The organism is Capnocytophaga sp. G2 (assembly GCF_035282625.1).
Classification (GTDB): domain Bacteria; phylum Bacteroidota; class Bacteroidia; order Flavobacteriales; family Flavobacteriaceae; genus Capnocytophaga.
On sequence record NZ_JAYKBU010000001.1, the window covers coordinates 206,772 to 231,655 of the forward strand.

Genomic DNA, 24,884 nt, shown 5'->3' on the forward strand with positions numbered 1-24,884 from the left:
TTGCGAATGGATTGGATATACGATATATTTAAATTTTCTGATAAAACCCCTCTGGATTTTACCCAGATGAGTTTTTGGCTTTTCTTCTTTATCGTATATGTTGGTTTTTCATTTATTTATAAGAGAATTCATGTTCGTAATCTTTTTCTTTTCTTAGTAAGTTGTTTTTTCTATTATAAGACAAGTGGATTATTTGTGCTTCTATTGATATTCAGTACTGTAACTGATTTTTATTTTGGTAGGCAGATAGATAGGAGTGATAATGAAAAACAAAGGAAAATATTTGTTTGCCTTAGTGTAATAGTGAATCTTACGGTATTGAGTTATTTTAAGTATGCTTACTTCTTCACAGATGTTTATAATACCGTTTTTCATACAGAGCACAAAGTATTTAACTATTTAGCCTATTGGGGGAATGGATTCAGTTCCAAAGGAGGTTTTTCAGTAGATGAGATTATTCTTCCGGTAGGGATTTCTTTTTATACCTTCCAGACTATTAGCTATACGGTGGATATTTACCGAAGAAAGCTTAAATCCTTGAAATCTATTTTAGATTTTGGACTCTATGTAACATTTTTCCCTCAATTAGTGGCAGGACCTATTGTTCGTGCAGAAGAGTTTGTCCCTCAGATACTTCGTCCTACTCAAGTTACAATAGCGGAATTCAACAAGGGAACCTATTATATTTTCAAAGGGTTGATTAAGAAGATGCTTTTTGCCAATTATATAGCAGTACAATTTTTGGATATGGTTTTTGAAATGCCTACTATGTACTCAGGTTTTACTAATATAATGGCACTTGTAGGCTATTCCCTGCAGGTATATGGAGATTTTGCAGGATATACAGATATTGCTATAGGGCTTGCGCTGCTTATGGGGTTTGAACTACCAAAGAACTTTAATTCCCCTTATAAGGCGACTAGCTGTGGAGACTTCTGGAAGCGTTGGCATATTTCTCTTTCCTCTTGGCTGAAGGATTACCTATATATTCCCTTGGGGGGAAATCGTACAGGTTCTTGGGCTTCTGTGGTAATAGCCTTGGTTTTTATTGTAGTGGCACTTATAGGGGTGGGGAATCCATACTTTTCTCTTATCGTGGGAATATTGCTCTTAGGAGGCACTTTGCTTGCTATGAAAAACACTAAATTCCAGCACTATATCACCACTAATATCAATCTAATGCTGACTATGCTTTTAGGAGGGCTCTGGCATGGAGCTTCTTGGAAATTTATCCTCTGGGGAGGAATTAATGGATTGGGAATTGTCTTCTATAAGCTATGGAGGAAGGTGAGCCCTTATGAACATTCTACACATCCTTTAGCTCATTTTTGGAAGGTATTTTCTACTTTTATCTTTATTGTTTTTGTGCGTTTGTACTTCCGTGGTGAGGATATGGAGCGTATTAACCAATGGTATACTCAGGTATGGAATAATATGGATTGGGCAGGTAGTGGGCAGGTACTATGGTACTTTAAGGATGCTTTTCTTATAATGCTATTGGGCTATATAGTCCATTGGCTTCCGCAATCCTTCAAAGATAAGGTGGAGAATGCCTATTATCAAAGTCCCCTCTGGGGCAAAGTATTGGTGATGGTTGCGGTAACTATTGTATGCTATCAAACCTATTCTGCAGGCTCAAGAACATTTATATATTTCCAGTTCTAACTCAGGTAAATGCTAATTATCCTTTGTTTTAGAACATATTCTAAGAGAGGGACTAATTAAAGAACAACGTTAAAGAGAGCAAACCCTTATACAATACAGCAAAGGGTTTGCTTATTTGCTTCTCAGAGAGACCTTCTTATGTGAAAAAATTGAGATTACTGAAGGCTGACTCCTGAGCGTATTTCTTTAGCTAAAGCCTTATCCACTTCCAGAGTAAAGTCGCTCAATACATTCATATAATTGATGTAAGCATCATAAGGAGAGGGATAGGGAGAGACCTTTTTTAAGCGTTGTTCCACAGGAATAAACTTAGTACTCATATAGTTAAAATGGTTGCTACATTGTAATCGGCTATAGGTACGGTGTAAGGTGTCGTCAGGAACACTTTCTACTTTCTTGCTTAAGGCAAAGAGTTCTTCAAAGGCATTTTCCTGTAATTCGTTTCCTAACCAAGGGGTGATATCTCGCTCTTCATCTGTCCAAGAAATGGGATTAGGAACATAAATGGCTTCCATGGAAGGGAAGGTTTTAGTTGCTTCTGAAGGGGTAAGGAAAGCATATTCTTCTTCATCCAAAAGATAATGAGGAAGGTAACGTAGAAAATCAAAAATACCTGACTCAGGAAGGTTATATTTACCAAAGGCTTGATAACGTAGGAATAGATTTACCACATCACTATCACGAAGGCTCTCCTTAAGCCAATAAGCATATTTTTCTGCTGTAAGAGGATATTCATTCCATTCTCTTGAGGAAAAGCGCAAAGAAATGTCATCACTTAGTTTTGAATTTTTAAGGAGTATCTTTACCTTATTATTATTGGGATGATGGTAGACAAAGTTAGGATTACGCCAACCTAAAATATGCTTAGCTCCTTCAGTGAGTATCGTATGAAAACCTAAACGGGCAATGCGTTCTCCTATACTATCAGAATAGATTAGTGAGGTATTACGAAAAGCAGTAGGAGTTTTTCCAAAGAGCTGCTCAATACATAGGCTGTGACGTTTTACATCTTTTTCAAATTCAGTAGTATCATTCGAGAGAGAGGAAAGGGAATGGGCATAAGGCTCACATAGGAACTCTACACAACCTGTTTTAGCAAGAGCTTGAAAACTGTGAATTACTTCAGGGGCATGTAATTCCAGAAGTTCAATAGCACTACCTGAGATAGAGAAAGCTACTTTAAATCTGCCTTTGTATTGTTCAATAAGTTCTGTAAGGAGCTTATTGGCAGGCAGATAACAATCCTTAGCTAATTGTTCTATTTCAGTACGGTTGAGATAATAATCAAAATAATCATGTTGTTTACCGATATCAAAGAAATGATACCTACGCAACTGTTCAGGGTGATGAACTTCAAAATAAAAACAAATGGCTTTCATAGGTTCTATTATATTTTAGGGTATTTTAATGGATGAATGTTTGATAAATATGTTTAAGTTCGGAGGCTGCATGTTCCCACTTAAGGGCTCCCACTTCTGCCAGTCCTTCCTTCTGGAGAGAATGGGATAGCTTAGGGTAAGCAAGCACACCGTAGATAGCATCGGCAAGGGCATTGACATCCCAATAATCCACCTTAATGGCATGTTGTAACACTTCTGAGACTCCTGATTGTTTGGATATGATAGTAGGTACTCCACAGCGCATTGCTTCCAAAGGAGAGATACCAAAAGGCTCAGATACAGAAGGCATTACATATACATCACTATAACGGAACATACGCTGTACATCGTTTCCACGGAGAAAACCAGTGAAATGAAAATGCCCACCTAATTTAAGTTGGGCTACTCGCCTGACAGAGGGGGTCATTTTGTCTCCATTTCCAGCCATCACGAAGTGTACTTCGGGTAGGCGTTTAAGCACTTTTGCAGCGGCTTCTATAAAGTATTCAGGTCCCTTCTGTAGGGTAATACGTCCTAAGAAAGTAACTATTTTTTCATTAAGAGTACGAGGAGGTAGGTCAAGCTCATCGTCAGAAAAATCAACGGCGTTATGCACGGTACTCACCTTTTTTGGGTCAATACCATATTTTTCTATCACAATGTTACGGGTCCAGTCACTAACAGTAATTACATGGTCGGCTCCTTGCATTCCTTCTTTTTCTATATTATAGACAATAGTATTGCGATTGTATTCTCCACCTCGGTCATATTCGGTAGCATGTACATGTACAACTAAAGGCTTCCCACTAATGCGCTTGGCGACAAGTCCTGCTTGATAGGTAAGCCAATCATGCGCATGGATAATATCAAAATCATATTTTCCTGCGACAGTACCCGCTACTAATGCATAACGATAGACCTCTTCCAAGAGGTTATTTCCATATTTACCAGAGAAATTATAGGTATGCTTACGGGAGGTATGTTGTTCCTCTCTCTTACGTGATTGTTCTTCTTCCCAATACGATGCAAAAACTTCAGGAGACAAATAAGGGCGTAAGGAAGAGCCTATTTCCATAAATTGGATGTGTTCATTATACTCATTGGTAAAGGTATAATTCTGTAGCATCTCTTCCTCACTGGCATTAATAATTTTTGCAACTGAAGAATCTTCATCACCTGAGGCTTTGGGCATAACAAAGAGGACTTCTACTCCATTTTTCGCAAGTCCCTTGGTGAGTCCAAGACAGGCGGTGCCTAATCCGCCACTTATATGGGGGGGAAACTCCCATCCAAACATAAGCACTTTTAATTTTTTCATAAGGAATATTATTTGTGTGAATTATTTTCTTTATAACTATTAATAAGATAAATACTACGAATAATTTCTGCAGTATTTCGAGCTTGAGAGATACAGCCATGTCCTGAATAAGGAGGATTGCCATCATAGAACTCTGAAATAAGCCCAATGCCATAGTTTAGGATGTCCTCATCTATTTTGTCAAGGAGTTCTTCAGCTTTAGGAATGAAGTCCTTGCCGTAGAGGTTTAGGCAAGTTTCTATATAGAAACTCAAGAGCCAAGTATGAGTGCCTCCCTGATAGATAGCTTCCTCTTGTTCTTGCATAGAACCCTCACAACGTGCACGATAACGCTTGTCATCGGGGGCTAAAGTACGTAATCCTCGTTCGGTAAGGAGTTTCTTTTTTACTAGGTCAATAATACTTTTCTTCTGGGATTCCTTAAGAGGGCTGTAGTTTAGAGCACAGGCGATGACCTGATTAGGGCGTATAGAGAGGTCTTGTTTCCCATCATCTTGTGTATCGGCTAAGTAGCTCTTTTGCTCATTCCAAAAGGTCAATAAGAATTGTTCTTGTATTTCCTTGGGATAATCTTTCCATTGGGCGATGAATTCACGATCTTTTCCTGCTTTAGCCAAATCCAAAGCATAACAAACCGCATTGTACCACAAGGCATTGACTTCCACTACATAACCATTGCGTTCTAATATAGGCACCTCATTGATAGTTCCATTCATCCAGGTAAGGGGGCGGTGATATCTTTGGTTATAAATAAGTTTGTTCTCTTCCATGTGCACTTGTGGGAAAGTACGTCCGTCCCGATAGGCTTCTAACACAGCAATTAATGTGTTTCTGTATTTTTTCCATAACATTCTTTGGGGTACCTTAGCCCAGCGCTCATATTGTTGCAATGTCCAGAATAACCATAGTGATCCATCGGCGTTGAACTCAGGAGCAACATGGCTACTGATAAGGCGAGGGAAAAGTCCTCCCTTCTGATATTGTTGCATGGACTCAATGACTTGCTCAAATAGGGAAGTATTCCCAGTGGCGATAGCAATTCCAGGTAGGGAAATAAAAGTATTGCGACCGTAGGAAAGGTGCCAAGGATATCCTGACTTGATGCGTGTTTCATTAAGTTTTTCTATCACAAATTGTCCAGAGGCATATTTTAGGCAATTTTCAAAGGAATCACGAGGAGCACGCTCTTGAGCAGCATGATCAAATTCTTTTACTAATTTCTTGACATCCTCCTCAGTAGTGGAGGCAGAGAAAATAACGGGTTTCTCTCGAGTGAGTGTGAGTTCAAAATCTCCAGGAACTAACAAATCCTCTTGGTTGTCCCCTCCACGCTCTTTATCCTTGCTATATTGGATATTCTTATACCAATGAGGGTTATGACGGAAGTCATTTTTCTTACTCAGTTGCATATATAAGGTGGGAAATCCCTCGTATAGTTTTACAGCAATTCCTTGAGGTGCTTTCTGGTAGTTTGTATCTGCAACATGGTTTTCCTTACAGAGTTGATGAATATCTCTGAAGGCGAGAAAAGGCTTTAGGCGCAAGCACACGGAATCGTGAGTACCTAAAAGGGTATAACGAATTAATACCTGAGGTTGCTTGTGAAGCATTATAATATCCTTTCTAAGACTTACTCCTGCTACTTGGTAGGTAATAGAATAATACTTATTGAGTTCCGATGAGATGATATATTTATGCCCTTTAGGGTAAAAAGTATCTGGATATTGATGAATACCAAAATTAAACTCTTTGTCATTGATAATAATAGTCTCATCCAAAGAGGAAAGTAACAGATGGTTGCGTCCTGAGAACTCATCAATAGGGACAATAAGAAGCCCATGGTAGCGACTTGTATTACAAAAATTGAGTGTTGTGGAGAGATATCCTCCTTCTCGGTTAGTACCAAGAATTTCTCTCTGTAAGGCAAATTCTAAATTTACCAAATCACGTTGTTTGAAATTTAAATACATTAGATAATGATTAATTGTTAATAATTAAAGGACGTATGCTGATATATTTTTGCAACTCGTGTTTTTGTATCTTAGAGATAAGCACTTGTAGTATTGTGCCAGAGATTAAGATTATCCTCTTTCTTGACTTGCTTTCCTCTATTCTCTTTTAAGTACCATCCCTATACGAGGGGGGAGATAGAGAGAAATCAGGTTCTTATTTGCTATATATTGGGTAAAATGTTCAGTTCGTTCGTCTATGAGTCCTAACCCACCAAAGGTAGAATGATCACTACAGAGTACATAAGTATATTTCCCTGCACTTACTTCGAAGTGGTAATTAGCAAAGGTAGTATTAGGATTAAAGCTAAAGACAAATAGATAACCTGCTCGCTCAAAAGCCAATAACTGCCTTTCTATATCCTGTACCAATACATGAGGTTTGCTCTGCAAAAGATGACTTTCTTTGGCAAAGTGAATCATGGCACGGTCAAAGACATTAAGGTATTTGAACTTTAAGTTGGGGTCATCCAAGAGGCTCCATTGCCTACGTGCATGGGCATAACTGCCTCCATTGCCTTCACGAGGGAAGTCAATCCATTCAGGATGTCCCCACTCATTCCCCATAAAGTTAAGGTATCCTCCACCAGCGGTAGCCAGTGTTATAAGGCGTATCATCTTATGTAGTGCCATCGCACGGTCTATGATAAGGCTGTGGTCAAAGACACTCATTTGGGTATAAACTTCTTTATCCGTTAGGCGGAAAAAGATTGTTTTATCACCTACTAAAGCTTGATCATGACTCTCAGCATAGCTAATAGTTAGTTCCTCAGCACGCTTGTTAGTCAGTTCATAATAGAGATTTCCTACATGCCATTGTTCATCGGGGATATCCTTGAGGAGCTTAATCCAATAGTCAGGGATTCCCATACTCATCTTATAGTCAAACCCCATGCCTCCTTCTTTTATAGGAGAAGCAAGACCCGGCATACCGCTCATTTCTTCAGCTATAGTAATTGCTTGCGGGTATACCTCATGGATAAGTTGGTTGGCAAGGGTTAGGTAGGTAATGGCATCTACATCTTCATTTCCATCATAGTACATACTATACTCAGTAAAAGCCTTACCCAATCCATGGTCATAATAGAGCATGCTGGTGACTCCATCAAACCGGAAGCCATCAAAAAGATACTCCTCCAACCAATATTTACAATTGGAGAGGAGGAAGTTCATGACCTGCGGTTTGCCATAGTCAAAACAGCGGGAATTCCATGCTGGATGATGTCCTCTTTCTCCATGGTGGAAATAGAGATAGTCAGTGCCATCAAACAAGCTTAAGCCCTCTGCCTCATTACTTACTGAATGAGAATGAACAATGTCCAAGATAACTCGGATTCCTAAACCATGAGCCGTATCAATAAGTTCTTTCAGTTCTTCGGGAGTACCAAAGCGTGAACTCACGGCAAAGAAATTGGCTACCTGATAGCCAAAAGAACCATAATAGGGATGCTCTTGTATAGCCATGAGTTGTAGGGTATTATAACCTAAATAAGCAATACGAGGCAGAACAAAAAGGCGAAACTCAGTAAAGGTACTTACTTTTTGTTGTTCGGTGGACATTCCTATATGGGCTTCATAGATAAGAGGGCGCTCCCCTCCGGTAGGTCGTGGATGTTTCCACTTATAAGGAGAGTCAGGATGCCATACTTGGGCGGTAAAGATTTTTGTATAAGGATCCTGTACAGCCCGTGAGGTGTGAGAGGGAATTCGCTCTCCACACCCTCCTTGCCACTCTATAAGCAATTTATAGAGCATACCATGGGATAGTGTAGTGGCAGGTAGGCGCAACTCCCAATTCTCATGAGTAAGCCTTTTGAAGGCATATTGTGGATGTTTTTGCCAATTATCTTCTTCAAAGAGTAGGTAGATAGCCGTAGCATTGGGTGCCCATTCTCTAAGGATCCACTCCTTACCAGTGAAATGCAAACCATAGTATAAGTGAGAGTTACAGCTATCAGCAAGACGAGTATGCTCTCCTTGCAAGAGGGTTAATTTCTGCAAGTAGTTCTCATGCCTCTTTAGCATGATCTCCTTATAAGGGAGCAGGAGTGTATCACTATCATACAACATAGCTCAAACCTTTTATGGTTTAGGTTGTAAAAATAGCAAAAAAACCTTAGATATTTTCATAAAGGAATGTTATTTTTCTACTAAAAAATCATTTCCTTTAACAAGATATTCAAAATGTTTTTATAGAATAGAAAACTATTATGATTTCTAAAAATCATTCAAAAATGGTCTTCCAATTATCGGCAAACATCTTAATAGAGAGGGCTAAGAGAATGACTCCTGCAATTTTATTGGCTATAATAATCCCTGTTTGTCCTAACCAATCATTAATCTTACGGCAGTGCTTAATAACTACATAAGCGATGACTATATTGATGAGGATAGAGATAACAATATCAATGGAGGAGTAGGTAGAATGTAAGGAAAGTATCATGGTTAGTACCCCAGGTCCTGCGAGCAAAGGAAAGGCAATAGGAACAATGGAAATGCTGTTGGCTTCTTCCATTTTATGGAAACTTACACCAAGAATCATCTCCACTGCAATAATGAAAAGAATGAAAGCTCCTGCTACAGCAAATACTTTTAGAGGAATATCCAAGAAGCGAAGCATAGCCTCTCCTGCAAAGAGAAAAGTAATCATTAAACAGGCAGAAACAAGAGCGGCTTTCTCTGATTGTATTCTGCCAAATCGATTCATTAGACCAATAAAAATAGGTAATCCTCCAATGATATCAATGATCCAAAAGAGTTTGAAGGAAATTTGTGCGATATGTTCTAAGTTCATGAAAGGAAAAAATTTCCTGACAAAGATACGATTTTTTGTGCAAAAAATGAACTCCTATTATGAAACAGTCTCTATAGAGAAAATCAATGATTGCAAAGGTGCAATATCTATACGCATTTTCCCTTGTTCTTTATGGAAGAGTGTTTGTTCTTTGTGATATAGCTCTTCGGTGAGAGGGATATCTTTTTGGGATAGTTGCCATGATTGCAAGAGGATAGGAGGTATCTGAAGGTCAAAACCAAAGGTCTCTGTTCTGCTAAAATTCACTATGATAATCCATTTTCTACGTTCTTCTTCTCTTACAAAGCTATATACTTTATCATTATAGTAAGGCGTATGTATTCTGTTGTAATGATGGATATTCTTAAAAATTCCTTTTACAGGTAGGTGTAATAAACGTTTGTAGAAATCTCTTAAGATTTTTTCAGTAGGGGAGAGTGCTCCTCCATCATATTTTTTATTATTTACCCATCGTTGGTGAGCAGGGACTCCTATATAGTCAAAGATAGAGGTACGAGAGGGGCTCCCAAAGCCAGCATGCTGCTCAGCACGTTCACCTACTTCCTGTCCAAAATATAACATAACAGAGGCATCACTAAGGTAGGTGCTTACGGTCATGGCGGGTAATCCTCGAAAAGCATCGGAGGCAAAAGCATCGGAGGCGATACGTTGTTCATCATGGTTCTCTAAGAAGTGGAGCATCTGTGGGGCAATATCCTTTACAGCTTGCTCAGCTATATCTATACTGTCAGTTGTTTGTTCATAACAGATGATATTACGTAAAGTATCATATAAGCCTACCTTATCATAGAGGGCATCCATTTTCCCTATGAACAAATAATCATGATAAAGGTTTGGGTTGTATACCTCAGCAATAAGAAAGCTATCTGGTTTTTTGGTTTTAATAAAAGAATTCAGATAACTCCAGAACTCCACAGGAACCATTTCCGCCATATCATAGCGAAAACCATCTATGCCAAATCCGAGCCAGAACGCTACAATATCTTTAAATTTCAACCATGTATCTGGGACAATTTTACTACGCCAAAAAGCATAGTGTGTTCCATAGTCCCATTGGGCAAACTCTGAAGGAAGTGTATCAAAATCCTTTTTCCCTTCGGGAGTAATCCCATAATTGAGTTTCACGGTTTCGTACCAATCGGTAATCTCAGGCGCTGAACTGCGTGAATTCCCTGTCCATTTAGCGGGATATTCTACATAAGGAGTTTCGGAGAGTTCTCTTAAGGCAGGTTCTGTAGGAGTATAACCGAGAGAAAGGGTAGGTAGGCACAGTCTCTCTCCTATATTGTAATAGAAATTGTTATCTCTGGCGTATGTTACAGTGGTATCATCATCTTCTCCAAAATTTTTTACTCCTTTTCTCTTTGAGAGCGTAAAGTACTGGCGAGCTATATGGTTAGGGACAATATCTATGATGACTTTCATCCCACAGTGGTGAATACGTTCCACTAAGGAGGCGAATTCCTCCAAGCGGTTAATAGGATTCTCTGCCAAGTCAGGATCTACATTGTAGAAATCCTTTATAGCATACGGAGAGCCTGCCCTTCCTTTCACTAAGTAAGGAAAATCATTAGGAATGCCCAAATAGGTATAATCCCCTACTAAGGCATGGTGTAATACCCCAGTAAGCCAAATATGAGTAACCCCTAATTCCTTAATGCCTTGTAGCGCTTCATAGGTAAAGTCTGAGAATTTTCCAATGCCATTCTCTTGGCGGCTGCCATAAGGTATATTCTTGGTATTTGTATTGCCAAAGAGCCGTACAAGTACTTGATAAATAATTGTTTTCATAAATATTCTATACGTATTAGTTCTGTAACTTGTAGTTTTAACATCGTGAAATAAAATGCAAAGGTAATAAAATAATAGGGGAAAGGTTATTGATTTATTTGGATAACCTTTTTTGAGTTACTTCAAACGCAGAAATACTTTTTTAGTTAAAGATCAGTACCTTTATCAGGTAAGCTACCAATGCAGCAATTACCCCATAGAGGAGCATAGGGATAACCGTCTTTTTCAGAATAGTACCCTCTGCATTATCTACCCCTAATACAGAACATCCTGCAATAATATTATTAATGCATACCATATTTCCCATAGCTCCTCCTACGGATTGAAGCGCTAAGATAAGGGATATAGGAAGTCCAGCTGAGGAGGCTACAGAATACTGTACAGCTCCGAAGGTTACATTGGAAATTGTATTGGAACCTGAAAAGAAGGAGCCTATAGCTCCCAAGAAAGAAGCAAAGGAAATCCAATGGTGTTGGGTAGCATCGGAGAGCCCTGTACCAATGGTTTGTGTCATGGAATAATTCCCTCCTATCATCATGAGCTTGACCATAATCATTGCGCCCACTAAGGCTAAGAAGGGCTTTTGGATCTGTACAAAACTACTGGTGAATATATTTTGAGCCCTCCCCCATGAAAGGGTAAATATAGGGATAGAGAGGAGTACGGTAACCACAAAAGGAATAAGCGCAGGAGTGTAGAGCAGGTTATAACTATCGGAAATGCCTGTATTGAAAATATTTCCAACAGAAAAGATTAAGCCCTTACTTACCTGAAAATCCCCTAATTCTCCTAATGAAAAACGAAGCCATTCAGTATTGTCATTGAACAAGGCTCTAAGAGGAAGCTGTTTTATACGAGTAAGCACTAAAATGATAATAAGTAGAAGGGTAGGGGAAAGTGCTTTGATGAGTGTGCCCATAGCGAGAGGCTCTCTTGGCTTATCAGAGGTGCCCTTTTGGGATAAACCAATTCCCTTGGTTGCTACACGGACAGAGACTAATAGACCAATGGCACCCCCCACAAGAGCAGGAAACTCATAATTAAACTGAGCAATAATAAGATAAGGGATGGTACAAGAGAGTATGCTAATGAAAATAAAAAGAATATTCTCCTTTATCTCTTTCCAACTTACTACAAATCGCAAGGCGAGTATAGGAATGATAAGACCTGCTACAAAGTGTATTAGTGCTGAGATCTGCCCTATCTGAGTTACTTGTACTGGGCTAATGGTACCACTGTCCAGTAATGTTTTGAAGCCATACCAAGTAGGAGTCCCTACTGCCCCAAAGGATACAGGAACGGAATTCATTACCAAGGCTAATATGACCACTTGCATGGGCTTAAACCCTAAACCTGCCAAAATAGGGACAGCAATGGCAACAGGGGTGCCGAATCCGCTGGCTCCCTCCAACATAAAGGTAAATGCCCAACCTATAATCATTAGCTGAGCTACAGGATTAGAACTGATATTTCCTAACCAGTGGCGTAGAGTGTTCATTGCTCCGGAGGATTCCATCATACGATTGAAAAGTATCGCTCCAAAAATAACAGAAATGGGAGTAAAAACTGAAATAATAGCGGATACGATATTGGCATTCAGTATGATAAATTCATTCTTGAAGTAGAAAAGCTGTAATAGATATACAATTCCTGCTATCAAAGGAAGTGCTACGTATGAAGGGAAAGCATCACGCTTGACCATCAGATAGATAAGCAATACAATAGGAAAAATACTTAAAAAGAGATCCATGATTATGTTAGGATATTAATATGCCCTACTCTGCCAGCTTTTCGGGAACCGCTTTAATTCTTCGCAAATATATGACTTTTTATATATCTAAGGTGTGTTTTCCTGAAGAATTATTTTCTTTTAAGAAAAGTATCTATAAGAGAAGGGGTATAGTAGTTCAATGGGATCATATTAAAAAATGGTCATGTCGTTAAAATGTTCTATAAGGAATCCTTTAATCCATAAATTCACGGATTTTGCTTTCATATTAACTTAGGTTTATTGCAAAATTGCAGAGAAAATCCCTTTGATAATATTTGAATAGGCTTAAAATACTAATAATCAATAAGTTTTATAAAATGAGCATCTGTAATAGTTTAATAAAACATTAACGTATATCTTTGTACAGATTATTTACTTTTGCGCCCAAATTAAAAATTAAACATTTGATTTTATGAAAAAAGTATTATTATTAAGTATAAGTGTCCTCCTTTTAGGAGCTTGTGGAGGTGGAAAATCTCCTGAAATGAAACGTTTAGAGAATGAACAAAAAGCATTGTCTCTAAATACGGAACTCAACAGCCTACAGATGGAACTTGCCAAAGAGCAAGCTAATAATGAGCTACTCAAACAGCAAGCAGCTGAGATTAATGATAGGGCTAACAATCGTGCATCTGCTTTCTCCAGTGCAGGTTCTGCTTCTGCTTCCGCTTCAGAGGCTAAAAGAGCACAGCGTGAAATGCGTAAAGCAGAAAAAACCAATAAGGAATTAGCAAGTAGTGATAAGAAGATTCAAAAACTTCAAAAAGAAATTAGTAAAGTACAAGAAAAAATTGCTAAAACTGGTGTAAAGGTGGACTTTTCAAGTGAAAAGTAAGGACATAAGAATGAAAAAGAAAAAGTGAATAGTGGGAAGTGATAAATTTGTCACTTCCCACTATCTTTTATTCTTCACTTTTTATAGAAAGTTCTAACCAACGATCTGTCTTCTCTTCTATGAGTTTCAGCACCTCACTTAAAGCTTGAGATTTCTCTTGAAGTTCTTCCTGAGTAAGTTCTTCCTGAGCGAAAATATTCTCCAGTGCTTTCTTCTGAGTTTCAAGTTGAGAAATTTCTTTTTCCAAGCGAGAGAATTCTCGTTGTTCACTCTGTGAAAGAGGGTTATTAGCTCCTCTCCATGAGTTCTTTGTAAGTTCCTTTTCCTCAGTTTTATTACTTTCCTTAGCAGAGGATTGCTCATAGACAAAATAATCGGAGTAATTGCCAGGGAAGTCCTGTACCTCACCCTCTCCTTTGAAAACAAAGAGGTGGTCCACAATCTTATCCATGAAGTAGCGGTCATGGGAAACAATGACAAGGCATCCTTCATAATCCAACAGGAATTCCTCCAATACATTCAAAGTTACAATATCCAGATCATTGGTAGGCTCATCCAGAATCAGGAAATTAGGATTCTGAATCAGTACAGTACAGAGATATAGGCGCTTACGTTCTCCTCCACTGAGTTTTTCCACATAGTCATATTGTTTCTTGCGATCAAAGAGAAATCGTTCCAAGAGCTGTGCTGCCGAAAGTGTACGTCCTTTGAGCAAAGGAATATATTCACCATACTTCTTAATCACATCTATGACTTTCTCCTGTGGATTTATCTCAATCCCTTGTTGGGTATAGTAGCCAAATTGCACAGTTTCTCCAATTATAATTTTCCCAGCATCGGGCTTAGTTCTTCCAGTTAAGAGGTTCAGGAAGGTACTTTTTCCTGTGCCATTCTTTCCAATGATACCTACCCGTTCTCCTCGCTTGAAGACGTAAGAGAAGTGGTCTAAAATAGCTTTCTCTGGGAATTTCTTCACAACATTATGCAGTTCAATAATCTTGCTACCCAAGCGTTGCATGGCTATCTCAAGCTCTACTACATGTTCGCGCCGGCGTTTTTGGGCTTGTTCTTTAATGAGGGCAAAATCATCAATCCGGGATTTGCTCTTGGTGGTACGCGCTTTGGGTTGTCGGCGTATCCAGTTCAATTCACGTATATATAGGTTCTTTGCCTTTTCCTGAGAGGCTTGCTCTTGTTGTAGGCGCTGTTGTTTTTTCTCTAGAAAATAGCTGTAATTTCCCTTGTAACTGTAGAGGGTACCTCCGTCAAGTTCTAGAATTTCATTGCATACACGCTCCAGAAAATAGCGGTCGTGAGTAACCATAAAAAGAGTCATCTTTTCCTTAGCAAAAAAGCTCTCCAACCACTCAATCATCTCAAGATCAAGATGATTGGTAGGCTCATCTAAGAAGATAAGATCAGGCTTGCTGATCAGGACATTGGCAAGAGCAAGCCTTTTACGTTGTCCTCCTGAAAGATGCTTAATAGGCAGGTGTAGGTCAGTGAGTTTCAGCTGGAAAAGGATTTGCTTGTATTGGGTTTCGAAATCCCAAGCCTCATGGCGCTCCATTGCCTCAAAGGCTCTTTGATATTGTGTTTCGTTCTCAGGATATTCTAAGGCATGCTCATATTGCTGAATAACTTTTAAGATAGGATTCTCTCCCCTAAAGATAAAATCCTCAATAGTAAGTTCTTGGGGTAACTCAGGCTCTTGTGAAAGAAAGCCTATTTGTAAGCCATTACGAGTGATTACCTGTCCCGTGTCAGGCGTATCTTGCCCAGTAAGGATATGTAACAGAGAACTCTTCCCAGCGCCATTTTTGGCAATAAGGGCTATTTTTTGGTCTTTGTTAATGCCAAAGGACACATTTTGGAAGAGGATACGTTCTCCAAATGCCTTAGATATGTTTTCTACAGATAAAAGATTCATTAATTTAAGTAAAAGGTAAAGAGTAATAGTGAAAAGTTAATATGAGTTTGAGATAAGTAGGTGATTTGTTCCTTCTGCCTCAGTTCCACAGATTTCATTCGCTGGTGCGAGGTATATATTCGCTTGCAAGTATTCGGCGACATTAGCTTGTGCCTATTAAGGGGGCTTGTAGTTCCTTGTAGAGAACTATAGGCTCCCTGATGATAAGGGTATTTTTCACTTTTTGCTTCCTAACAACTCTTTTGCATGTGTGCGGGCAGAGTCAGTGATGTCCTTACCACCGAGCATTTGAGCGATTTCCTCCACACGCTCTTCAGGGGATAGGTTTTTGAACAAGGTCGTAGTACGTCCAGCAATATCTGTTTTGTATATTTTAATGTGAGCATCTCCCTTACTGGCTACTTGTGGTAGATGAGAGATAGCAAATACCTGTCTATTTTGACTCATCTGCTTCATAATTTCTCCCATTTTGTGAGCTATTTCTCCAGAAACTCCCGTGTCTATCTCATCAAAAATAATTGTTGGTAGGGCTATCTTGGATGCGAGGAGATGCTTGATAGCAAGCATAATGCGGGATAATTCTCCTCCAGAGGCAGTTTTCTTAAGCAACCCAAAGTGTCCCCCTTTATTGGCTGAAAAAAGGAAAGAAAGAGTGTCATTGCCTTTGGTAAGATAATGTTCTGTGGGAGTTAAGCTGATTTGGAATTGAGCATTAGGTATTCCTAAATCCTTCAAGGTTGTCTGTAGGCTCTTAATAAGGGTTGGAAGTACTTTCTCCCGTACCTTATGGAGTTTCTGAGCAATGGTATTAAGGGCTTGAAAAGCTTTGTCTACTTCTTTTTGCTTAAGAGCAATATCCTCTTCTATATTCTCCATTTGGGAGACCTTTGCCTGTAAAGTTTCCTTAATGGCAATAAGTTCTTCTACGGTGTTAGCCTTGTGCTTCTTCTGTAAGTCATAGAGTTTTTGGAGTTTCTTCTGTGCACGAGCGAGCTGCTTGGGGTCAAACTCTACGTTTTCTGCTAAGTCGTATACTTCACGGGCGAGGTCATCAAGCTCTATATATGCGGCATCTATACGCTCATAGAGTTCATTATACTGAGGAGAATAGCTACTAAGGGTGGAGAAGAGGGAGGAAAGCTCTCGCATTTGTGTCATAATACCATATTCTTCTTCTGCCAAGGTATTGGCAGCTTCGGAAAGATGATCCCTAATGGATTCACTATTGGAAGCTTGGTTATAGAAAGTTTCCAATTCCTCTTGCATGCCTTCTTCTAAGTCTATTTCCTGTAACTCTTCTAATATAAAAGTATTATAATCATGTTCCTTTTGGGTATTCTGCTGGAAATCTAAAAGTTCTTGGAGCTTTTTGGTTTCTTTTTTATAGATTTTCAGAGCGGCTTGGTATTCCTGCAAAAGAGAGGTGTCTTCAGCTAAGGAATCTATAAGGAAAAACTGGAAATCCTCCTCGCTGAGCTGTTGAGTATCATGTTGGGAATGGATGTCAATGAGTGCTTTTCCCAGTGTTGAGAGCACATCCAAGGTAACAGGACTGTCATTAATAAAAGCACGGGATTTTCCTGAAGGGAGTATTTCCCTACGAATGATAGTTAGTGGTTCATAATCCAGTTCTTCTTCTTTGAAAAAATCGGCTAAAGCATAGTTTCCTATGGAAAATTCAGCTTCCACGATGCATTTCTCTTCAGGATTTCTCAGGGCACTGAGGTCGGCTCGCTTTCCTAAAACCAAAGCAAGTGCATCCAAGAGGATAGACTTCCCTGAGCCTGTCTCCCCAGTGATAATAGTAAAACCCTTGGAGAAATTCATTTTGATATCCTCAATAAGGGCAAAGTTCTTAATAGCTAATGTTTGTAACACGAATTCAATGATTAATGTTTAATGATTAATGGGTGACGATAGTATTAATTACTGTTGGCATTAATCATTATTAAAGGTTTTCTATAAAAAATATTCCATAGCACTCTTGTTTTTCTGTAAGGGGTAGGAAATCCTTGAACTTAGGAGCAAAGGCAGGCTTACGGGATAGGCTCCTTGTGATAGTCCGAAAGGAGAGTACTTTTACATGGCTGAATGATGTATTCTAAAAGAGTAGCCATAGGACTCATGATGTCATTTTAAGGGCAAAAATACAAATTTTATTACCAATGATAAAGGATTAATTGTTAATTTTTCATGACCTCTTGCATTTTAGTCAGAGCAACAATCATCTGCTGGTAGTGCATAATGTCGTCATAGCTCAGGATATGATCTTTGCGATCTTTGAGCCATTTTTGGGCGGGCTGGTAGCCCCCGATGTAGGCTTCCCATGCTTTGAGGGATACGTCTTGAAAGTATTGGGTATCGTTGATATATACGTTGCCTTTGTCTTTTTGCCTAGTATCTACCCATTTTATTTCGGTAATGGTGTTTCCTCCTGCTATGGGGAAAGAGGTGATGAGGGTTTGTAGCAGGGGACTTTCTAAGAGGTGTAGCTCTCGCAGGTATTTGCCTATGGTGGCGTAGTGCAGGAGTTCTTCTCCTCGGTAGAAGTGGGAGGTGAGTTCAGGGCGATAAGAGTGTTCAGTGGCTTTGCCAGAGTGATAAAGGATGTCAAGCTGGGTGATATAGGTGTGAATCATAGAGGAAACAATAGTGTTAATTTTTAATGCAAAGGTAGTGAAAAAAAGTAAAATTAAATTTGTAATTTTGCACCAAGAAATAAAGATGATAGAAACATGTTAATATACAAAAGAAGTAGTGAGCTGTTTCAAGCAGCCCAACAGGTGTTACCAGGAGGAGTTAATTCCCCCGTACGTGCTTTTAACTCTGTAGGAGGAACCCCTGTTTTTGTAGAACGCGCTGAGGGAGCTTACCTATATGATGCCGATGGGAATAAACTTATTGATTATATTGCCTCATGGGGACCATTGCTTTTTGGACATGCTTACCCTCCTGTGATTAAGTCAGTTACTGAACGCGCTAAAAAGGGTACCTCCTTTGGAATGCCTACTGAGGTAGAGACTCAGATTGCCGAAAAAGCACTTTCTATGGTACCTAATGTGGATAAGATACGTTTTGTTAATAGTGGCACAGAGGCATGTATGAGTGCGATCCGCTTAGCACGTGGCTATACCAAAAGAGATAAAATTATTAAGTTTGCGGGCTGTTATCATGGACATTCAGATTCTTTTCTGATAGCGGCAGGGAGTGGAGCGACTACTTTCGGGGTACCTAATAGTCCAGGGGTAACCCAAGGTACCGCTAAGGATACCCTACTTGCTCAGTATAATAATCTTAATTCGGTAAAGGAACTCTTTGTAGCACATCCTAAGCAAATTGCGGCGATTATCGTAGAACCTATTGCAGGAAATATGGGCTGTGTATTGCCCCAGAAAGGATTCTTGGAAGCTCTTCGTTCCTTATGTGATGAACAAGGAACACTCCTTATCTTAGATGAGGTAATGACAGGTTTTCGTTTGGCTAAAGGAGGAGCTCAAGAAGTCTTAGGCATTCGAGCTGATATGGTTACTTTCGGAAAAGTGATAGGAGGAGGCTTGCCTGTAGCTGCCTTTGCTGCACGTACAGAAATTATGGATCACTTAGCTCCTCAAGGAGCCGTATATCAGGCAGGTACGCTCAGTGGTAACCCGCTTGCTATGAGTGCAGGACTGGCAATGCTCACTGAGATAGAAAATCATCCTGAAGTATTTGAAAGTTTAGATAAAAAAACCGCTTATTTGCAAGAGGGTATCCGAAAAGTGCTTACTGAAGGAGGAATTCCTTGTCAGGTAAATCGCTTTGGATCAATGTGTTCTGTGTTCTTCTCTGAGGAGCCTGTAACCGATTTTTCCTCAGCACAGAAGGCAGATCATAATCGCTTTAAGAGATACTTCCATGCGATGCTCTCTCGAGGGATCTACTTACCCCCTAGTGGTTATGAAAGTTATTTTCTTAATGATGCCCTTTCCTATTCCGACTTAGATATAACGGTGAATGCCCTTAAGGAAGCAGTAGAAAAAGGAGAAATATAGCATTGATTCACAGAATAATATAGAATAAGAGCAGAGATCTATCTTAGTAATCTCTGCTCTTTGTTTTGGTGGGTCATAGGTGCTTTTTTGGAGTAACTATATTTTTTATCATCCTGACAATCATTATATGAAAGAATAAAATAAAAAAGATCATCAGCGTAAGAGCAATGATAGAAAGTAGAGATTCTGTAGAGGTAATAGAGAACAGACTTTCAAACCTTTTCATATATAATATTCTAAGATAATAACTTAGGGAGAAAGAAAGACCTATACCTATAAGTGTTACTAAGGTTATCACCCACTGATAATAGCGAGCGATCTCTGTAGGAGTATAGCCAATAATAAAGAGAGAGGTAATTTGTTCTTTGTTGCGTTGCATGATAAGGTTAATACTTAAGAGAATGATGCCTATAGCCAGTAGGATAATAAGCACAGCAATACCTACTATCCCCCATAGGGCGGATGTAAAGAAAAAGCTCATTTTACTCAGTTCTAATTCATCTTTGTTAATGGTATAATTGTGTTCATTAAAATAAGCAAGGATACGCTGCTCAGAAGGGTCATGAAACTCTATTAAGAGGCGAGAACACCGGTTGGAAGGTGTACCATAGGTTTGGTTAGCCCACATAAGGAAATCCTCTGGGACAAGGATAGAGTTGATTTTGCTGGAGAACCCCACAATATGGCTGGAGAAGGTCTTTTCTTTACCATTACCGGAGAGTCGCAATTGGAAAGGAATTTGGCTGATCATTCCCTTAGAGAATACAGGGAGTCCTTGACTTTCTGCAAAGCCAAAATTATATAAGGAGAGGTAATTTTCAGGAATAATTATGGGTACAAAAGAACGAGTAGAATCCCAAAGCCAATTCTCAGGATTTATATCCAGATATTTATTAGGAATACTCTCAAAGAACAGGTCTGTATAGAATAGAGGGATACCCTCTCCTTCAGTGGTAAAGGCACCTATCTTAAAGGTGGCTACCGTGAAAGGAACTACATTCTTGACAAAGGATTCTCTACGTAAAGCCTCTTGCTGAGCAGGAGTAAAGTAAATGCTTTCTTTATTAAAAGTCTTAAAAGCAGAAATATTCTTACTTATTACCGCATATTTGCTAGAGAAAACATCTGTTTGTTCTTTTAGGATAGGCTTTACATCCTTGTAAAGCTGAAATATAACCATTAACAGTGTTGTCCCTACTATTAAAGCAAGTACATAAGCCAATAATTGTGATTTTATAAGGGTTTTTTGCTGGAGTTTCCGTAACATGGTAGTTTTCTATAGGTTTAATACTTTATCATAATTTAGCAGAGTGTTAGCTTCAAGGGAGGTAAGTAATAGAGAAGCTCCCCTCTGGGAGAGTTCCCTCTTAAGGATTTCCTTTAGGATCATGGTATTGGCATTATCCAAATGGCTAAAAGGCTCATCTAACAGGAGAACTTCAAAGGGTTGAGCTAAGGTGCGTAAGAAAGCTATGCGCTGGCGTTGCCCTAAGGATAGGGTAGAGAGGAGTGCCTTTCGCTTATGAGCCAATCCTATTTCTTCAAAAAGGTCATCTATTTGTTCTTTGGAAAAGTATGAGGTGATCCTATTCTTTAGTTGTATATTCTCCATAGCAGTAAGTGTAGGGAAAAGTTTTAGATCTTGAAACAGGTAGCTGAGCTTATTTCTTCGGTATGAGAAGAGGTTCTTGGGGTGTTCTTCTCCATTATAAATAATGGTTCCATTATAAGCATAACTCTCTCCATATAAGAAATTCAATAGAGATGTTTTCCCATGACCCGATTGTGCCCTGATAAGATAATGCTTGCCCTCATTGAAGGTAACTTTCTCTTGTAAGTAGATATCCGAAGGGGTAACCTCCTGTGTGGACATGTAAGAAGGTTTCAAGTGATGTAAAACAATATTCATAATTCTTAAACTTGAGAAGACAAAAATACAAAATAATCAGGATATAGCCTTTTTGATTTAAGAAAAATATTTTGCATTTGGGATTTCAAGTAAAAAATGGAATGATTCTCAAATAAAAACACATTTTTTATAAAAAATCTTATTTATAAATCATTTTATAATATTAGTATATTTAGAATGGTTTTAAAATAATGTTCTTGTTAATGATAATGGAAAAATTTATTTTTTGTATGACATATTTTTGTATATTTGCGGGCAAAATAAAAAACTAATTTTATGCGAATTAAAATAAGCATTTACTTATTATTTTTCCTGTTTGGAGTGATTCATACTTTTGCGCAAGAGAAGAAAATTAGCGGTCTTGTGAGCAATCAGCAAGGAGTCCCTTTAGTAGGGGTGAGTGTTTCCCTGAAAGAGAATCCTGCTGTTAATGTTCTAACAGGGACAGATGGTAGGTATACCATGAATGTTAAGGAAGGAGATATTCTCGTCTTTTCTTTTTTAGGGATGAGAACTCTTGAACGTACAGTGAGACAATCCTCCACGTTGGATGTAGTGATGGAGCAACAAACAACTACTGCTCAGCCTGCTACTTCTGAAGGAGTAGCGCGCACCAATGTGCGAGGTCCCTCCTCCATTTATGGGACAAGCAAACCCCTATGGGTAGTGGATGGGGTTATTCTTGATGATGGAGTGGAACTTTCCCCCGATGCTCTTTCTTCCTCTGATGCAAAAACACTTATAGCGTCAGCTTTGGGAGGGCTTTCCTCGGATGATATCGCTTCCTTCCGTGTGCTTAAGGATGCTTCAGCAACTTCTATCTATGGTCCTCGTGCGGTGGCGGGTGTTATTGTTATTACTACACGCAAAGGATCAAAAGGCACCAGTAGTATTACTTATACCAATGAGTCCACTTTCCGTATGATTCCTTCCTATAGTAATTTTAACATCATGAATTCTCAGGAGCAGATGGATTTTTTCATGGAAATGCTCAGAAGAGGGAATTTTTCCTATGAAACACTTACCAATCGTAAGAATAAAGGAGAAATTGCCCGTATGTACGAACTACTCAATACGGCAGGCGCTGATGGGAACTTTGGATTAGATAATACGGAAGCAGCTAAAACAGCCTATTTGCAAGCAGCTGAAAGGCGTAACACGGACTGGTTCTCCAAGCTCTTTGAGACAGGGGTCATGCAAAATCATGCAGTAAGTCTCTCCACAGGTACTGATAAAGCCTCTTACTATGCCTCTGTAAGTGTCCTTACAGATCCGGGGTGGATGAAGTATAGCAATAGTGACCGTTATACAGCTAACCTTAATGCTAACTACAAAATTAGTAATAAAGTAACCTTCAATGTAATTGTTAATGGAGCATATCGGCAAGGGAAAACGTCAGGTAGTGTAGATCCTATTTCAGGAAAAGTTTCTACAGAGTTTGGACTCAACCCTTATTCTTATGCTCTGAATGCATCTAGAACACTTGATCCTACTCAGTATTATCGCTATCGTTATGCACAGATGAATATTTTTGAGGAACTTGAGAATAATTATACCCACACCAATATTGGAGATATCAAAATACAAGGTCGCCTCTCCTGGCAGGTTACTCCTAAAATAGAGGCGACAGCACTTGGAGCTATTAAGTACCAAAGTATCTCCCAAGAGCTTAACCAAACAGAAAACTCCAACTTAGCAAGGGCATATCGGGCAATGGATAATCTTAATATGATTAATAATAATGAGTTCTTGTATGAAGATCCTTATGATGATTTTGACGTAAAGCGTACCGTGCTCCCTCAAGGAGGTATTCGTGAGAAAAGTGAAAGCCTACTCAATGGAAAGGATTTCCGAGCTACCCTTAGCTATAAGGATGCTTTTGGAAGGGGAATCCATAAGATACAACTCTTTGGAGGAATGGAAACCAATGATACTTATCGCAGTAAAGACTGGGGGAAGAACTTTGGTTTGATGTATGATATGGGAGAAATCTCTTATTTTTCTTATGAAGCATTCAAGCAAATTCAAGAGAGTAGTTCTCCTTATTATTATACAGTAACACGTACCACTACTCGTAATGTGGCTTTTTTCTCCAATGCTATATATGGCTATAAAGATAAGTATATATTTAATGGAACGCTACGTTATGATGGTACGAACAAGTTTGCCAAATCACGCTATATCCGCTGGATACCTACTTGGAACGTAGCATTTACTTGGAATGTTACAAGGGAGGATTTCTTCTATAAACTCCAACCACTTTCTAACCTCTCCTTCAAAGTTTCTTTTGGGGTAACCCCTGAGAGCCCTTCTGCCAATACTTCCTTAGTGAAAATCATAGGAGATATTCCTTGGCGTAGTAATGATCGCACTCGGGAAACAGCCTTGAAAGTGAGTGACCCTGCGAATCATGACCTTACTTATGAGAAAAAACAGGAACTTAATCTTGGAGTACAGATGGGATTCCTTAAGAACCGCATTAATTTTGCTCTTGACGGGTATACTCGTAATAACTATGACCTTATTGGGCGTGTACCTACACAGGGATTAAATGGAACGGTAGTACGTGTAGGGAATGTAGCTCAGATGCATTCCTACGGAGTGGATCTCAGTCTCGAGACACAGAATATTAAGCTTAAGGATTTCTCTTGGACAACCACTTTTATTTACGCGAAGAATGAGAATAAAATCACCAAACTTTATGTAGATGCTTCTATTACTGATATGGTACGTGGTAGTGGTTTCTCTAAAGAAGGGTATCCTGTGAGTTCTATCTTCTCCATTCCCTTCAGGGGGCTTAATAGCGATGGTTTACCTACTTTTTCTGATTCTAATGGGAATACTACCATTGATGGTATTCGTTTTGACCAACGAGATCATCTAGATTTTTTGCAATATTCAGGAACTACCAAGCCTACCGATGTAGGGAGTTTCGGCAATCTCTTTAGGTACAAAGGACTATCCCTTAATATATTAGTTACCTATTCCTTTGGAAATGTATTGCGCTTGCCCACTGCTTTCAAGTCCAATTATGATAATGATGCTTTGGCGATGCCTAAGGAGTTTACCAATCGCTGGATGCAACCTGGCGATGAAAACCGTACCAATGTGCCTGTGATAGCTTCCTCCTATCAGCGTGATATGATGCCTAACCTACAATATGCCTATACTGCTTATAATTACTCGGATGTGCGTATCGCCAAAGGAGATTTTATTCGCCTGAAGGAAGTTTCTGTTGGGTATGATTTTGATAGAGATACTGTTAAAGCAATGAAAGTGAAACGATTGGGTATGAAATTACAAGCGACCAACCTCTTTCTACTTTATGCAGATAAAAAACTCAATGGAGCTGATCCTGAATTCTCAGGGGGGAGTACTTTTATTCCGAATCCTAAACAAATTACCTTTAGCTTACGTGTAGGTTTATAATC

The 24,884-nt window shown here is 39.1% G+C and carries 16 protein-coding genes; 4 read left to right on the forward strand and 12 right to left on the reverse strand.

The annotated features are described in order from the left end of the window. Positions 1 to 6 precede the first annotated feature (6 nt). Positions 7 to 1,665 (forward strand): MBOAT family O-acyltransferase, encoded by a 1,659-nt coding sequence (locus VJJ03_RS01100; protein ID WP_009744873.1) that lies wholly within the window; start codon positions 7 to 9, stop codon positions 1,663 to 1,665. A gap of 155 nt (positions 1,666 to 1,820) precedes the next feature. Here the strand turns inward: VJJ03_RS01100 and VJJ03_RS01105 are convergent, their stop codons facing one another. From VJJ03_RS01105 to VJJ03_RS01135, 7 genes are all read right to left on the reverse strand, one after another. Further along, the gene (locus VJJ03_RS01105; RefSeq protein WP_009744874.1) at positions 1,821 to 3,044 is read right to left on the reverse strand and encodes a glycoside hydrolase family 57 protein; all 1,224 of its coding nucleotides are present in this window, start codon (positions 3,042 to 3,044) and stop codon (positions 1,821 to 1,823) included. Positions 3,045 to 3,069: 25 nt separating this feature from the next. Next, entirely contained in the window at positions 3,070 to 4,362 is a 1,293-nt protein-coding gene (locus tag VJJ03_RS01110; protein WP_323973302.1) for a glycosyltransferase family 4 protein, read from the reverse strand. Positions 4,363 to 4,370: 8 nt separating this feature from the next. Further along, a complete protein-coding gene (locus VJJ03_RS01115; protein ID WP_323973304.1) occupies positions 4,371 to 6,332 on the reverse strand; it encodes an amylo-alpha-1,6-glucosidase in 1,962 nt (653 codons plus the stop codon). Between the two features lie 138 nt (positions 6,333 to 6,470). Beyond that, entirely contained in the window at positions 6,471 to 8,441 is a 1,971-nt protein-coding gene (locus VJJ03_RS01120; RefSeq protein ID WP_009744877.1) for an alpha-amylase family glycosyl hydrolase, read from the reverse strand. 154 nt (positions 8,442 to 8,595) lie between these two features. Beyond that, on the reverse strand, positions 8,596 to 9,165 hold the full coding sequence (locus tag VJJ03_RS01125; RefSeq protein WP_323973306.1) for a MarC family protein: 570 nt from the start codon (positions 9,163 to 9,165) through the stop codon (positions 8,596 to 8,598). Between the two features lie 57 nt (positions 9,166 to 9,222). Continuing rightward, positions 9,223 to 10,977 carry an alpha-amylase family protein gene (locus VJJ03_RS01130; protein WP_323973308.1) on the reverse strand — a complete coding sequence of 585 codons (1,755 nt, stop codon included), beginning with the start codon at positions 10,975 to 10,977 and terminating at the stop codon, positions 9,223 to 9,225. A gap of 142 nt (positions 10,978 to 11,119) precedes the next feature. Continuing rightward, entirely contained in the window at positions 11,120 to 12,727 is a 1,608-nt protein-coding gene (locus tag VJJ03_RS01135) for an L-lactate permease (protein WP_323973310.1), read from the reverse strand. A 433-nt stretch (positions 12,728 to 13,160) separates the two neighbouring features. On the opposite strand from VJJ03_RS01135, the gene VJJ03_RS01140 reads away from it, so the two are divergent. Continuing rightward, positions 13,161 to 13,583, forward strand: coding sequence for a SlyB protein (locus VJJ03_RS01140; RefSeq protein WP_323973312.1), 423 nt, complete (start codon positions 13,161 to 13,163; stop codon positions 13,581 to 13,583). 67 nt (positions 13,584 to 13,650) lie between these two features. Here the strand turns inward: VJJ03_RS01140 and VJJ03_RS01145 are convergent, their stop codons facing one another. From VJJ03_RS01145 to VJJ03_RS01155, 3 genes are all read right to left on the reverse strand, one after another. Next, positions 13,651 to 15,513 carry an ABC-F family ATP-binding cassette domain-containing protein gene (locus VJJ03_RS01145; RefSeq protein ID WP_323973314.1) on the reverse strand — a complete coding sequence of 621 codons (1,863 nt, stop codon included), beginning with the start codon at positions 15,511 to 15,513 and terminating at the stop codon, positions 13,651 to 13,653. A gap of 216 nt (positions 15,514 to 15,729) precedes the next feature. Beyond that, entirely contained in the window at positions 15,730 to 17,391 is a 1,662-nt protein-coding gene (recN, locus tag VJJ03_RS01150) for a DNA repair protein RecN (RefSeq protein ID WP_323973315.1), read from the reverse strand. A 305-nt stretch (positions 17,392 to 17,696) separates the two neighbouring features. Beyond that, positions 17,697 to 18,152, reverse strand: a complete 456-nt coding sequence (locus VJJ03_RS01155; protein ID WP_323973317.1) for a type ISP restriction/modification enzyme — start codon at positions 18,150 to 18,152, stop codon at positions 17,697 to 17,699. Between the two features lie 96 nt (positions 18,153 to 18,248). Between VJJ03_RS01155 and hemL the strand changes: the two genes are divergently transcribed. Then, on the forward strand, positions 18,249 to 19,544 hold the full coding sequence (gene hemL, locus VJJ03_RS01160; protein WP_009744885.1) for a glutamate-1-semialdehyde 2,1-aminomutase: 1,296 nt from the start codon (positions 18,249 to 18,251) through the stop codon (positions 19,542 to 19,544). 73 nt (positions 19,545 to 19,617) lie between these two features. Here hemL and VJJ03_RS01165 read toward each other — a convergent pair whose 3' ends face one another. Both VJJ03_RS01165 and VJJ03_RS01170 read right to left on the reverse strand, forming a co-directional pair. Next, positions 19,618 to 20,811, reverse strand: coding sequence for an FtsX-like permease family protein (locus VJJ03_RS01165; protein ID WP_323973319.1), 1,194 nt, complete (start codon positions 20,809 to 20,811; stop codon positions 19,618 to 19,620). A 9-nt stretch (positions 20,812 to 20,820) separates the two neighbouring features. Continuing rightward, positions 20,821 to 21,453, reverse strand: coding sequence for an ATP-binding cassette domain-containing protein (locus tag VJJ03_RS01170; protein ID WP_253908244.1), 633 nt, complete (start codon positions 21,451 to 21,453; stop codon positions 20,821 to 20,823). Between the two features lie 276 nt (positions 21,454 to 21,729). On the opposite strand from VJJ03_RS01170, the gene VJJ03_RS01175 reads away from it, so the two are divergent. Further along, positions 21,730 to 24,882 carry a SusC/RagA family TonB-linked outer membrane protein gene (locus VJJ03_RS01175; RefSeq protein WP_323973321.1) on the forward strand — a complete coding sequence of 1,051 codons (3,153 nt, stop codon included), beginning with the start codon at positions 21,730 to 21,732 and terminating at the stop codon, positions 24,880 to 24,882. The last annotated feature ends 2 nt before the right edge of the window (positions 24,883 to 24,884 follow it).

Coding starts and splice junctions, on each gene's coding strand:
- VJJ03_RS01100 (WP_009744873.1), top strand. CDS start 7: ATGGATTGGATATACGATATATTTAAATTTTCTGATAAAACCCCTCTG.
- VJJ03_RS01105 (WP_009744874.1), bottom strand. CDS start 3,044: ATGAAAGCCATTTGTTTTTATTTTGAAGTTCATCACCCTGAACAGTTG.
- VJJ03_RS01110 (WP_323973302.1), bottom strand. CDS start 4,362: ATGAAAAAATTAAAAGTGCTTATGTTTGGATGGGAGTTTCCCCCCCAT.
- VJJ03_RS01115 (WP_323973304.1), bottom strand. CDS start 6,332: ATGTATTTAAATTTCAAACAACGTGATTTGGTAAATTTAGAATTTGCC.
- VJJ03_RS01120 (WP_009744877.1), bottom strand. CDS start 8,441: ATGTTGTATGATAGTGATACACTCCTGCTCCCTTATAAGGAGATCATG.
- VJJ03_RS01125 (WP_323973306.1), bottom strand. CDS start 9,165: ATGAACTTAGAACATATCGCACAAATTTCCTTCAAACTCTTTTGGATC.
- VJJ03_RS01130 (WP_323973308.1), bottom strand. CDS start 10,977: ATGAAAACAATTATTTATCAAGTACTTGTACGGCTCTTTGGCAATACA.
- VJJ03_RS01135 (WP_323973310.1), bottom strand. CDS start 12,727: ATGGATCTCTTTTTAAGTATTTTTCCTATTGTATTGCTTATCTATCTG.
- VJJ03_RS01140 (WP_323973312.1), top strand. CDS start 13,161: ATGAAAAAAGTATTATTATTAAGTATAAGTGTCCTCCTTTTAGGAGCT.
- VJJ03_RS01145 (WP_323973314.1), bottom strand. CDS start 15,513: ATGAATCTTTTATCTGTAGAAAACATATCTAAGGCATTTGGAGAACGT.
- VJJ03_RS01155 (WP_323973317.1), bottom strand. CDS start 18,152: ATGATTCACACCTATATCACCCAGCTTGACATCCTTTATCACTCTGGC.
- hemL (WP_009744885.1), top strand. CDS start 18,249: ATGTTAATATACAAAAGAAGTAGTGAGCTGTTTCAAGCAGCCCAACAG.
- VJJ03_RS01165 (WP_323973319.1), bottom strand. CDS start 20,811: ATGTTACGGAAACTCCAGCAAAAAACCCTTATAAAATCACAATTATTG.
- VJJ03_RS01170 (WP_253908244.1), bottom strand. CDS start 21,453: ATGAATATTGTTTTACATCACTTGAAACCTTCTTACATGTCCACACAG.
- VJJ03_RS01175 (WP_323973321.1), top strand. CDS start 21,730: ATGCGAATTAAAATAAGCATTTACTTATTATTTTTCCTGTTTGGAGTG.